This is a genomic window from Lysobacter sp. M15, assembly GCF_022662515.1.
Lineage (GTDB): Bacteria > Pseudomonadota > Gammaproteobacteria > Xanthomonadales > Xanthomonadaceae > JAKPBU01.
Window position 1 is genome coordinate 177,542 of record NZ_JAKPBV010000005.1, and the last position, 12,130, is coordinate 189,671.

Annotated in this window: 8 protein-coding genes; 3 read left to right on the forward strand and 5 right to left on the reverse strand. The window is 65.6% G+C overall.

The window, feature by feature from the left end; genetic code table 11:
* The first annotated feature begins 31 nt into the window (after window positions 1-31).
* From MC380_RS04395 to MC380_RS04410, 3 genes are read left to right on the forward strand one after another with little or no spacing between them, the layout of a single operon-like run.
* Complete coding sequence (locus MC380_RS04395) at window positions 32-1,318, forward strand: TolC family protein (protein WP_242163250.1); 1,287 nt, start codon at window positions 32-34, stop codon at window positions 1,316-1,318.
* Window positions 1,315-2,811: an efflux RND transporter periplasmic adaptor subunit gene (locus tag MC380_RS04400; RefSeq protein WP_343223531.1), complete on the forward strand. Its 1,497-nt coding sequence runs from the start codon at window positions 1,315-1,317 to the stop codon at window positions 2,809-2,811. The genes MC380_RS04395 and MC380_RS04400 overlap by 4 nt, the downstream gene beginning before the upstream one ends.
* The gene (locus tag MC380_RS04410) at window positions 2,808-5,987 is read left to right on the forward strand and encodes an efflux RND transporter permease subunit (protein ID WP_242163251.1); all 3,180 of its coding nucleotides are present in this window, start codon (window positions 2,808-2,810) and stop codon (window positions 5,985-5,987) included. The genes MC380_RS04400 and MC380_RS04410 overlap by 4 nt, the downstream gene beginning before the upstream one ends.
* A gap of 191 nt (window positions 5,988-6,178) precedes the next feature.
* Here MC380_RS04410 and yjfF read toward each other — a convergent pair whose 3' ends face one another.
* The 5 genes from yjfF to araD1 all read right to left on the reverse strand — a co-directional run bounded on the left by yjfF (window position 6,179) and on the right by araD1 (window position 12,012).
* The gene (yjfF, locus tag MC380_RS04415) at window positions 6,179-7,192 is read right to left on the reverse strand and encodes a galactofuranose ABC transporter, permease protein YjfF (protein WP_277929860.1); all 1,014 of its coding nucleotides are present in this window, start codon (window positions 7,190-7,192) and stop codon (window positions 6,179-6,181) included.
* Window positions 7,189-8,247 carry an ABC transporter permease gene (locus tag MC380_RS04420; protein WP_242163253.1) on the reverse strand — a complete coding sequence of 353 codons (1,059 nt, stop codon included), beginning with the start codon at window positions 8,245-8,247 and terminating at the stop codon, window positions 7,189-7,191. Before MC380_RS04420 ends, yjfF begins: the two co-directional genes overlap by 4 nt.
* Window positions 8,244-9,761 (reverse strand): sugar ABC transporter ATP-binding protein, encoded by a 1,518-nt coding sequence (locus MC380_RS04425; protein WP_242163254.1) that lies wholly within the window; start codon window positions 9,759-9,761, stop codon window positions 8,244-8,246. The genes MC380_RS04420 and MC380_RS04425 overlap by 4 nt, the downstream gene beginning before the upstream one ends.
* A gap of 4 nt (window positions 9,762-9,765) precedes the next feature.
* Window positions 9,766-10,734, reverse strand: a complete 969-nt coding sequence (locus tag MC380_RS04430; RefSeq protein WP_242163255.1) for an ABC transporter substrate-binding protein — start codon at window positions 10,732-10,734, stop codon at window positions 9,766-9,768.
* Window positions 10,735-11,004: 270 nt separating this feature from the next.
* On the reverse strand, window positions 11,005-12,012 hold the full coding sequence (gene araD1, locus MC380_RS04435; protein WP_242163257.1) for an AraD1 family protein: 1,008 nt from the start codon (window positions 12,010-12,012) through the stop codon (window positions 11,005-11,007).
* Window positions 12,013-12,130: the final 118 nt, after the last annotated feature.

Genomic DNA, 12,130 nt, shown 5'->3' on the forward strand with positions numbered 1-12,130 from the left:
CGCGCGTTCGCTACGTCATTCGGAGTTCGTCATGAGTTTCCGTTCTCAAAGCCGGTCGCGGTCGAGCGTGGTCGCTCGCCTGGCGATGGCATGCGTATCAGCTGGTTTGATCGCCGCGCCGCCGCTCACATCGGCAGCCATTCCTTTGACTTTGCAGGAAGCGACGCAGCTCGCGATCGAGCGCGCCCCGATGCTCGAAGCGCGTCGTGCCGGCATCGTCTCGGCGCAGGAGGAAAGCGCCAGCGCCGGCGCCTTGCCGGATCCGATGCTGACCGTCGGCATCGATAACTGGCCTGCGACCGGCCCGGACGCGTTCGATTTCAGCGCCGAGGACATGACGATGAAAAGGATCGGCCTGCGCCAGGAACTCCCGGCGCGGGCCAAGCGTCAGGCCGAGCGCGTGCTAGCTGATCGCAGCGTCGACGAGGCACGAGCCCAGGATTCTGCCGAACAGCTGGCTGTGCGACGGACGGCGGCGGAGGCGTGGATCGACCTGTGGACCGCGCAGCGCGAACTCGACGCTCTGCAACGGTTGCGTGACCAGGCCGCGCTGGCAGCCAAGGTTTCCAAGGCGCGGGTTGCCGGTGGCGGCGAGTCGGTCAGCGATTCCTTGGCAACCGAAGCGGCGATGTTGGAGCTCGACAACCGCCTCGAAGCCGCCCGCGCCACTCACTCGGTGGCGCAGGCGGCGTTGGCGCGTTGGTTGGGAGAAGCGGAGGTGGAAGCCGTTGATCCACCCGATTTTGCGTCCCTGCCCATTGCAGCGACGCAATTGCTGGCATCGGTCGATCGGACCGGCGCGCTCTTGCCCCTGACGGCGCAAGTGGAAACGACCGCGGCCGCAATCGATGCCGCCAGGGCAGAGAAGCGTCCGGACTGGAGCATCGCGGCTTCCTACGGCCAACGTACGGGCGGCCGCAGCGACATGATCATGCTGGAGGTCGGCATCGGGCTACCGCTGTTCCCGCGAAACCGGCAGGATCGCGGCATTGCTGCACGCGAAGCCGACTACCAGGCCGCATTGGCCAGGCGCGAAGATATGCGCCGCCAGGAGACCGCGCGCATTCGTGCTGGCATCGCCCGTTGGCAGGGACTGAAGCGTCAAGTCGGGCTGTACGAAGGTTCGGCGCTGCCATTGGCCAGCGATCGCAGCACCACAGCGCTTGCAGCCTACCGCGCCGGCGGCGAGCTGCAGCCGTGGCTCAACGCACGGCGCGATGAACTCGACGCGCACCTGTCGCATGTCGGATATCTCGGCCAACTCGGTCGGGCATGGGCAGCTTTGGCCTTTCTTCTGCCCGCGGAGAACCAGCCATGACCGCGCGCACGCGGCTTGTCGCGATTGCTGCCGCATCCATTGCAATCGTCGTTTCCGTCGCTGCGGGGTACTGGTGGGGACATTCGCCAGACGATCTGTCGGCCATGGCCACAGCGAGCGGTCGAGCCACCGATCGTGAAGTGCTGTACTGGTACGACCCGATGAAGCCGGAGCAGCGCTTCGACAAACCGGGCAAGTCGCCCTACATGGACATGCACCTGCTGCCCAAGTATGCGGATGACGCGAGCGAAAGCGGCATCTCGATCGCTCCTGGAGTGCGCCAGAACCTCGGCATGCGCACGATCGTGGTGAAACGCGGACGCCTCGGGGCCACCGTGCGCGTAACCGGAACCATCGGCTGGGACCTGCGCGAGGAACGCATCGTCAGTGCGCGGGTCGATTACATCGTCGAACGCCTGCACGTTCGGGCACCGTTCGAGCAGGTGCGAGCCGGACAACCCCTGGCGAGCGTGATCGCGCCGGCCTGGGGCACGGCCATCGCAGAAGCGCATGCGTTGGGTCAGGCACGCTCGTCCTCGGCGCGGGCATTGCAGTCCGCTTCCCGCCAGCGACTGCGCGCATTGGGATTGCCTGCGGACGCCAGTGCGGGAAGCGGCGGACATATCACGTTGGCTTCTCCGATCTCCGGCGTAGTCAGCGAGATCGGCGTGCGCGAAGGCCAGTCCGCGCCGATGGGAACGCTGATGTTCCGCGTCAACGGCATCAGTACCGTGTGGCTCGAGGCAGCGATCCCGCAGGCGGGCATCACCGGCATCGCAGCCGGCACGCGGGTGGAAGCCGTCGTCGATGCGGTGCCCGGGGAAGTCTTCCATGGCCGCGTGGAGACCTTGCTCCCGCTGGTGGACCCGGAAAGCCGCACCCAACGCGCGCGCATCGTGCTGGACAACCCGGAAGGAATGCTTGTCCCGGGAATGTTCGCGCAGATCACGCTTCAGCCCAATGCAGGCATCGAGCATCCGCTGGTGCCGTCGGATGCGCTGATCGGTGGTGCTGGGCCGGTGCGCGTGATCGTGCTCGGCGACGATGACCGATTCCGCCCCGTGGTCGTGCGGACCGGTCGCAGCAGCGGTGGCATGACCGAAATACTCGACGGGCTGACGGGGGGTGAACGGGTCGTGGCGTCGGGCCAGTTCCTGATCGATTCGGAAGCGAATCTCTCGGGTGCGCTGGAGCGCCTGGGCGCAGGCGCCGCTGGATTCTCGGGCGCTGCCCACGAGGAAGCTGCAGACCCGGGCGACGGCATGCCGGCGGGCATGGACATGGGCCAGCAGTCGCAAGCCACAACGCCCCGGGACCACGCATCGCACGCCGCACCGCCGAAGCCGGGCGATCGCAAGGTGCTGTACTGGTACGACCCGATGAAACCGGAAAAGCATTTCGACAAGCCGGGCAAGTCGCCGTACATGGACATGCAGCTGGTGCCCAGGTACGCCGATGACGTCGAAGCCAGCACGCCGGAACCGCAGCCATGATCGCCCGCATCATCCGGGCGTCCATCGCCAATCGGCTGTTCGTGCTGGTCGCGGCGGTCGCGCTGACGGTCGCGGGCATCTGGTCGGTGTCCAGCGTCCCACTCGACGCCTTGCCCGATCTGTCCGACACCCAGGTCATCGTGCGCACCGAATGGCCCGGGCAGACCCCTCGCATCGTCGAGGACCAGGTCACTTATCCGTTGACCACGACGATGCTGTCGGTGCCCGGCGTGAAGGCGGTGCGCGGCTTCTCGTTCTTCGGTGATTCGTTCGTCTACGTGTTGTTCGATGACGACACCGACCTGTACTGGGCGCGCTCGCGCGTGCTCGAGTACCTCAGCCAGGTGCGCGATCGCCTGCCGGCGCAGGTGAGTCCGTCGCTCGGACCCGATGCGACCGGCTTGGGCTGGATCTACGAGTACGCGATCGTCGATCGCACCGGTCGCCACGACCTGGGCCAGCTGCGTGCCTTGCAGGACTGGTTCCTGCGCTACGACCTCAAGACCGTGCCCGACGTCGCCGAAGTGGCCAGCGTCGGCGGCATGGTGCAGGCCTGGCAGATCACGCCCGACCCGCAGGCGCTGGCCGCCCGGGGGATCACGACTTCCCGGCTGACCGATGCCATCCAGGCCGCCAACGGAGCCACGGGGGGCTCCGTGATCGAGCAGGGCGAAGCTGAAGTCATGGTGCGCAGCGAAGGTTATCTGCGCACTCGCGAGGATTTCGAGCGCGTGCCGGTGACGACCGGCGCCGATGGTGTGCCGGTGCTGCTGCAGGACGTGGCGACGGTACAACGCGGACCGACGTTGCGCCGCGGCATAGCGGAACTCGACGGGGAAGGGGAGGTCGCCGGGGGAGTCATCATCCTGCGCTCGGGCAGGAACGCGCTGGCTGCGATCGAAGCCGTCAAGGCAAAGCTCCAGGTATTGAAGGCGAGCTTGCCGGCCGGCGTCGAGATCGTTACGACCTACGACCGTTCCGAACTGATTCTCGAAGCCGTGCGCAACCTCACGCGCAAACTCGGCGAGGAGTTCCTGGTGGTCGCGCTGGTGTGTGCGCTGTTCCTGTGGCACGTACGCTCCGCGCTGGTGGCGGTGATCACCCTGCCGCTAGGTGTGCTCGCTGCGTTCACTCTGATGCGTTACCAGGGCATTTCCGCGAATCTGTTGTCGCTGGGCGGCATCGCGATTGCCATCGGCGCCATGGTCGACGCCGCGGTGGTGATGATCGAGAACGCGCACAAGCACCTCGAGCGCTTCCGCGAGGAGCACGGCCGCGATTCGGATGGCGCGGAGCGCTGGCGGTTGATCGCCGAGTCCGCCAGCGAGGTCGGTCCGGCGCTGTTCGTCAGCCTACTGGTGATCACGCTTTCGTTCGTGCCGGTGTTCGCGCTGCAGGCGCAGGAAGGGCGGCTGTTCTCGCCGCTGGCGTACACCAAGACCTATGCCATGGCCGCGGCGGCAGGCCTGTCCATCACCCTGATTCCGGTGCTGATGGGGTACCTGATCCGCGGTCCTATCCGTTCGGAGAACGACAACCCACTCAATCGCACCCTGATCGCCCTGTATAGACCGGCGCTGGAGGCGGTGCTTCGATTCCCGAAGACGACACTGGCACTGGCAGGCATGGTGTTGCTGCTGAGCCTGATTCCGTTCCTGCGCCTGGGAAGCGAGTTCATGCCGCCGCTGGAGGAGGGCACGTTGCTGTACATGCCCACCGCGTTGCCGGGGCTCTCGGCCGGCAAGGCTTCGCAGCTACTCCAGCAGACCGACCGCATGATCAAGACGGTGCCCGAAGTCGCGCACGTGTTCGGCAAGGCAGGGCGCGCTGAGACGGCCACCGATCCGGCACCGCTGGAAATGTTCGAGACCACGGTGACGTTCAAACCGCGCAGCCAGTGGCGGGACGGCATGACTCCGGAAAAGCTCAGACAGGAACTCGATCGAGCTGTGCAGGTGCCGGGACTGACCAATCTGTGGGTTCCGCCGATCCGTAATCGCATCGATATGCTCGCCACCGGCATCAAGAGCCCGATCGGCATCAAGGTGTCGGGACCGGACGCGGCAGTACTGGCGCAATTGGGCGACCGCATCGAGCAGGTGGCGCGCACCGTGCCCGGGGTGAGTTCGGCGCTGGCCGAACGCATCACCGGTGGCCGCTACCTCGATGTAAAGGTACGCCCCGATGTTGCGGCGCGATACGGCTTGAGCCAGGCCGACGTACAGCGTCTGATCGCCACCGTGGTCGGTGGTGTACCAGTCGTGGAGACCATTCAAGGCCGCGAGCGGTATCCGGTGGTGGTGCGTTATCCGCGCGCGCTTCGCGAATCGCCGGCTGCGTTGGCGCAACTGCCGTTGGTTGCTCCCGGTGGTGCGCAACTGACCTTGGGGCAGGTCGCCGATCTCAGCTTCAGCGAAGGCCCGCCCATGCTGCGCAGCGACAATGCCCGTTTGAGCAGCTACGTGCACGTCGATGTGGCGAGACGCGATCTCGGCTCGGTGGTCGCCGACCTGCAACACGCCGTCGCCAGCGAAGTACCGATGCCGGCAGGATATGCCGTGGGTTGGTCAGGACAGTACGAATACCTCAAGCGTGCCAGCGAACGTCTGCGCATCGTTGTCCCCGCGACACTGGCGATCATCTTTGGATTGATCTACCTCGTATTCCGGCGCGCCTCGGAGGCCGCAATCATCATGCTCAGCTTGCCGTTGGCGCTGGTCGGCGGCCTGTGGTTGATCTGGGCGATGGGTCACGCCGTCTCGGTGGCCACGCTGATCGGTTTTATTGCCCTTGCTGGCGTCGCTGCGGAGTTCGGCATCATCATGCAGCTGTACCTGCGCCACGCCTGGGAACGGCAACTCGCCATAAATCCGGAAGCCGGCGAATACGAGCTGGACGTGGCCATCCGTGAAGGTGCGGTACAACGGGTCCGCCCTAAAGCGATGACCGTCGCCGTGATCCTGGCTGGCCTGTTTCCGATCCTGATCGGGGGCGGCGCCGGCTCGGAAGTCATGCAACGCATTGCGGCCCCGATGGTTGGCGGGATGCTCAGCGCGCCGTTGCTGTCGATGGTGGTCATTCCAGCGGCGTATCGGCTGCTGCAGCGGCACCGGCTGAGGCGATCACGTCAGTTGCGCGACCGCGCGCCAGCCGCTTCAACCGTTTTGCCGACATGAGACAGGCACGGTGATCGCCACGCTTGGCGCACACCGTGCCTCCGGCAAAGCAGGGTACGAAGCTCACGAGGTGGGGCTGCGAGCGCGCTTAGTCCAAAGGTACGATGACATAACATAATGTACCTTATGCGAAGTTAAAGAACGACCTTGCCCTGCAAGAAGCGGCTCTTAACGTACCCTCCACCGTCCGCTCAACGCTCAATCCGGCGCCTGCGTAGGTCGAACAAGCGCTGCAGCACGCAGAACACGAACAGCAGCAGGCCAATGGCGATACGCGTCCACCACGAGCTGAGCGTGCCGTCGAACACGATCATGGTCTGGATCAGTCCCAGGATCAGCACGCCGATCAGGGTGCCAGCCACGTAGCCGGTGCCACCGGCGAGTACGGTGCCGCCGATCACTACCGCGGCGATGGCGTCCAGTTCCAGACCCAGCGCGTGCTGGCTGTAACCGGACAGCATGTAGAAGGTATAGATCACTCCAGCCAGCGCCGAACAGAAGCCGCTCAGCGCATAGACTCCGACCAGGGTCGAATCGACCGGCAGCCCCATCAGCCGCGCCGAGGTTTCACTGCCGCCGATGGCATAGACGGTACGGCCGAAGCGGGTGGCGTGGGCGATCCAGATGCCGGCAGCCACCACCAACAAGGCGAGCACCGCGCCGATGGAAAGACCACCGAAGCTCAGCGGAATGCGCACATACGACATGGTGGTATAGAACGGATGGTCAATGCCGATCGAATCCACGCTCAGCAGCGTCGCCGCGCCGCGCGCCAGGAACATGCCAGCGAGGGTGACCACGAACGGTTGTAGCCGGTAACGCTGGATCAACAAGCCCATCGCCGCGCCGAAAGCGCTGCCCAGTGCAAGCACCACGGGAATGGCCGCCAGAGGATGCCACCCGGATCCCTGCACCAGCATCGCCAGCAGCACCGTGGTGAACGCGATCACCGCGCCTACCGACAGGTCGATGCCGCCGGTCAGGATGACGAAGGTGGCGCCAACCGCAGCCACGCACAGGAAGGCGTTGTCGATCAGAAGATTGAGGAACACCTGCGGGGTCAGAAAACCGGGGTAGAGAAGGCCCCCGGTCACGGCCATGGCCAGGAACAACGCCAAGGTCACCAGTAACGGCAGATGACGCGGATCCAGCCGACGCGACGACGCTGGACTAGCGGAGTTGCCGGTGCGAGCCGTGCCGGTCATGCACTGTCCTCCCCGGCTTCGTTCCGCCTCAGCAACCGGCGCACATGGCTGCGAAACTCGCCCGATTGCAGCAGCATCACGATGAATACCAGTGCGGCCTTGACCACCAGATTCACCTGCGGCGGTACACCGATCGAATAAATGGTCGAGGTCAGGGTCTGGATGATCAGCGCACCGATCACGCTGCCCGCCAGGCTGAAACGACCACCACTGAGTGCGGTGCCGCCCAGGGTAACCGCCAGGATCGCGTCCAGTTCCAGCAGCTGCCCGGCGTTGTTGGCGTCGGCACTGCTGACGTTGGAACTGACCAGGATCCCAGCCATGCCCGCGCAGAAAGCGGAGAACACGTACAACCCAACCGTGATCCACCGTGCCGGTACGCCTGCGACGCGCGCGGCCACGGGATTGCCGCCGATGGCGCGGATGAACAATCCCAGCGCGGTGCGGCCAAGGGCCAGCCACAGAAGCAGGCATAAGGCGGCAATCACATACAGCGAAAACGGGAGGCCGAACAGGAAGCCGTTGCCGAAGTAGGCGTACGGCTTGTAGTACACCGTCAGGATCTGTCCGTCGGCCAGCAACTGGGCGACGCCGCGTCCGGCCACCATCAGGATCAGGGTGGCGACGATGGGCTGCATGCCCAGCTTGACCACCAGCAAACCGTTCCAAAGCCCGCACAGTGCTGCCGCGATCAGTGCGGCGGCGATCGCCACGGCCATGGGAAAGCGCGTGGCATCGGTCTCGCCGCCGATCATCCAGGCCGCCACCGTGGCCGCGATCGCCAGCAGCGCGCCCACGGAAATATCCAGTCCGCGAACGGCGATCACCAGGGTCACGCCCAGCGAAACCAGGATCAGCGGCGCGGCGCGGTTGGCGATATCCACCAAGTTTCCGTACAGGTGGCCATCGCGCCAATGCAGGGAAAGGAAGGCGGGGTTCACCAGGCCGTTGCCCAACACCAGCAGGATCAGGGTCAGCAGCGGCCAGAACAGCGGATGCGCGACAAAACGCCGGAATCGGGGCACCGCTGCGGCCGGAGAATAAATCTCGGTCATGCGTCGGCGCCTGCAATCAGGTCATACACCGCGGCTTCGCCGCAGCCTCCGGTAAGTTCGCCCACCTTGCGCCGGTCGCGCATCACCGCGATCCGATCCGAGATGCGCACGAGTTCGTCCATTTCCGCTGAGATGAAAAGCACTGCCATGCCCTTGCGCGCCAGGCGCAGGATCTGTCCCATGATTTCCTGCTTGGCGGCAACGTCGATGCCGCGGGTCGGCTCATCCAGAATCAGCACGGCCGGTTCGGTGGCCAGCCAACGCGCCAGCACGACTTTCTGCTGGTTGCCGCCCGAAAGCAGCGCCAGGGGAGTCTCGATGCTGGCGGTCTTGATCTCCAGCAGCTGGACATAGCGGCGCGCCAGTGCTTCCTGCTCGCTGCGGCCAAGAAAACGGCGCAATCCCAGCTTGGCCTGCAGGGCCAGGGCGATGTTCTCGCGCACCGACAGGTCGGCCACGATGCCTTCCGTCTTGCGCTCCTCCGGGCACAGGGCCAGGCCCCGGGCAATCGCGTCGGCCGGACTTTTCAGGGTCACGTCGCGCTGCCGTATCCGCAGCGTGCCGGCGTCGGCGCGGTCCAGACCGAACATCAGCCGGACCAGTTCGGTGCGGCCCGAACCGAGCAGCCCACCCAGGCCCAGCACTTCACCGGCGCGCAGGCTCAGGTCGGTCGGGGCGATCTGGCCACGGCGTTCCAGCGCATGCGCCTCCAGCACGGTTGCCCCCTCCCCCACCGCGGCAGGCTGCACAGCGTCGCGTCCGCCCACTGCGATCTCGCGGCCGACCATGGCCGCCACCAGCGGCCCATGCGGTAACGCCGTCGCCGAGTACTCGCCTACCCGGCGGCCATTGCGCAGGACGGTGACGCGGTCGGACACTGCATACATCTGATCCAGGAAATGAGTGACGAACAGGATCGCCATGCCTTGCTCGCGCAGACGGCGTATCACCGCGAACAGCTCCTGCACCTCACGCTCGTCCAGGCTCGAGGTCGGTTCGTCCAGGATCAACAACTTGGCCGATACGCTCAACGCGCGTGCGATGGCGACCATCTGCTGTACCGCCACAGGGAAGTCGGACAGCGGTCGTTTCGGGTCGATGTCCAGATGCAGCCCGGCCAGCACATCGCGGGCGTGGGCATTGACTGCGTTCCAGTCGATCGCTCCCGTCCAGCGTCGACGCGGATAACGGCCGCCCACGATGTTCTCGGCGACCGACAGGTTCGGGCACAGGTTCACTTCCTGGTAGACCGTGCTGATGCCCAGGTGCTGCGCCTGGGCCGGACTGGACGGCGACACCGCCTGCCCGCCCACCCACATCTCACCGCTGTCCGGGCGCATCACTCCGGTCAGCAGTTTGATCAGGGTCGATTTGCCGGCGCCGTTCTGACCCATCAACGCATGCACCTCGCCGGCGCGCAGGATCAGATCGACATCTTCCAGCGCCGCTATGCCGGCGAAGCTTTTGCACAGGCCGCGTGCCTGCAGGACGATGTCGGCGTCGCCGCTGGCCATAGGCTCAGTACTTGCGGCCTGGCAGCGCCGCAGCGGCCTGGTCCTGGGTGAACACACCCTCCTCCACCAGGATCCGTTTGGGCAACGGGCGTTTCTCGAGCACGGCCTTGACCGCATCGACCAGCTGGTCGCCGATCAGCGGATTGCATTCGATCGTGGCGTTGAGCTTGCCCGCTTCCATGGCCTTGAACGCGCCGCGTACGCCATCGATGGAAACGATCCTGATGTCCTTGCCAGGCTTCAGCCCGGCCTCCTCGATGGCCTGGATCGCACCGATCGCCATATCGTCGTTGTGCGCGAACAACACGTCGATCTTCGAGCCCTCGGCTTTGAGGAACGCCTCCATCACTTCCTTGCCCTTGGCCCGGGTGAAATCGCCGCTCTGCGAGCGCACCACCTTGAAGCGCGGATCCTTGTCGATGACCTCATGGAATCCTTCCATACGGTCGATCGCCGGCGCCGAACCCACCGTGCCCTGCAGCTCGACGATGCGCACTTCTCCGCTTCCTGCGGGCGTGTCCTGCAGCAGCCAGCGGCCGGCCTTGCGGCCCTCCTCGACGAAATCCGAGCCGATCAGGGTCACGTAGAGCGAGTCGTCGGAAACGTCGACCGCGCGGTCGGTGAGGATCACCGGGATATTGGCCGCCTTGGCCTCGCGCAGCACGGTTTCCCAACCCGATTCGACCACCGGCGAGAACGAGATCACGTCCACGCGCTGGGCGATGAACGAGCGCAACGCCTTGATCTGGTTTTCCTGCTTCTGCTGCGCATCGGAGAAACGCAGCTGGATACCGGCCTCGGCCAGCGACGACTTGATCGACGCGGTATTGGCGGTGCGCCACTCGCTCTCGGCACCGATCTGGCTGAAGCCAACGACCGGCGCTGCATCGCGCTCGCTGCCCGCGTCGCGCGAACACCCGCCGATGATCGCCGCGCATGACAGTGCGGCGGCCAGCATGAATCCTCGTTGCATCCCTCTCCTCCCGTTCTGGTTGTTCGACCCATCCGCTCCGGGCGCTGCCCGTCGCATCGGCCAGGAAGGTTTCCAACCCATCCTGGTGTGTCTACCCGGCCCAGGCCGGAATACAGGCTGTCTTGAACTTTGTTAGCAATCTCACAGCATAGCGACCATGCGCTCGCGGCCTGGGACTTGAGACCTTGCGGCCAGCGGACGCCGCGTGCGGACCCGCGCGCATGCCGAACTCGCAACACTGAAAACGCTGCGTCATACGGGCGCCCATGCTCAGAGGGGCCGTACGCCACCGAGCATGAAACCGGCCGCTACGGTCCGCAGCGGATTGACCAGAGGCGCACCCAGCGCCGGCAAGTCGATCTCGAAGCAGTCGCCGGGCTGTACGGCGATGCCGTCGGCGAAGCTCAGGGTCGAGGTGCCGAAGAAATGCAGGTGCACGTCGCCCGGACGGCGATGCGCGGCGTACTTGAAATGGTGGTATTCCAGATTCTCCAGCGAGTGGCACATGTTGTCCTCGCCGGTGAGGAAGGGCTTCTCCCATACCACCGTGTCACCGCGGCGGATGCGGCTGGTGCCGCGCAGGTCGCGCGGCAGCGGTCCGGTACGCAGCTCGGGACCGATCGCGCAGGCGCGCAGCTTGGAATGGGCCAGATACAGATAGTTCTGGCGCTCGGTGATGTGGTCGGAGAACTCGTTGCCGACCGCGAACCCCAGGCGATGCGGGGTGCCGTCCGGGCCGATCAGATACAGCCCGACCAACTCCGGCTCCTCGCCGCCATCCAGGGCGAAATCAGGCGACGGCAGGGCCTGGCCCGGGGCCACCACCATGCTGCCATCGCCCTTGTAGAACCATTCCGGCTGCACGCCCGGGCGGCCCTGGCGTGGAATCCCGTCCTGCATGCCCCACTGGAACATCCTCATCGAATCGGTGAGGGTGCCGGCGTTGGCATGGTCCGCCAGGCTCTGGTGCATGGCATCGCGGGCGGCGGCGCTGCCCAGGTGGGTCAGGCCGGTGCCGGTGACGCGTACATGGGCCGGATCGGGATGGGCCAGCGGGGTCAGCACCCGACCCTCGCGCAGCAGCTCCGCATAATCCAGCGATTCGTCGCCCTGCTCCTGGGCAGCCTGCTGTTCGAGGTTGCGATTGGCCAAGATGGCTGCGGTGGCCAGCGCGTAAGTCGTCCGGGAGCTCTCGAGCAGGCGCACGCGGGCTCCGTCCTGGTCGATCACACCGACCCGGGATTCCCCGGCATCGTCAATTAGCTGGATCAGTCGCATTGCTCCGCCTGCAGTCGTGATCACGGTGCGGTACGCACTTCCTCGCGGGGAAGTCCGGCCAGCCCGTACTCTGCCGGCACTATCCATATACAACAACTCTGTTTCTGTGATTAATATA

What these genes read in the sequence shown, in the direction of transcription:
- MC380_RS04425 (WP_242163254.1), bottom strand. Translation starts at nt 9,761, where the DNA reads ATGGCCAGCGGCGACGCCGACATCGTCCTGCAGGCACGCGGCCTGTGC.
- MC380_RS04395 (WP_242163250.1), top strand. Translation starts at nt 32, where the DNA reads ATGAGTTTCCGTTCTCAAAGCCGGTCGCGGTCGAGCGTGGTCGCTCGC.
- MC380_RS04430 (WP_242163255.1), bottom strand. Translation starts at nt 10,734, where the DNA reads ATGCAACGAGGATTCATGCTGGCCGCCGCACTGTCATGCGCGGCGATC.
- MC380_RS04420 (WP_242163253.1), bottom strand. Translation starts at nt 8,247, where the DNA reads ATGACCGAGATTTATTCTCCGGCCGCAGCGGTGCCCCGATTCCGGCGT.
- MC380_RS04410 (WP_242163251.1), top strand. Translation starts at nt 2,808, where the DNA reads ATGATCGCCCGCATCATCCGGGCGTCCATCGCCAATCGGCTGTTCGTG.
- MC380_RS04400 (WP_343223531.1), top strand. Translation starts at nt 1,315, where the DNA reads ATGACCGCGCGCACGCGGCTTGTCGCGATTGCTGCCGCATCCATTGCA.
- araD1 (WP_242163257.1), bottom strand. Translation starts at nt 12,012, where the DNA reads ATGCGACTGATCCAGCTAATTGACGATGCCGGGGAATCCCGGGTCGGT.
- yjfF (WP_277929860.1), bottom strand. Translation starts at nt 7,192, where the DNA reads ATGACCGGCACGGCTCGCACCGGCAACTCCGCTAGTCCAGCGTCGTCG.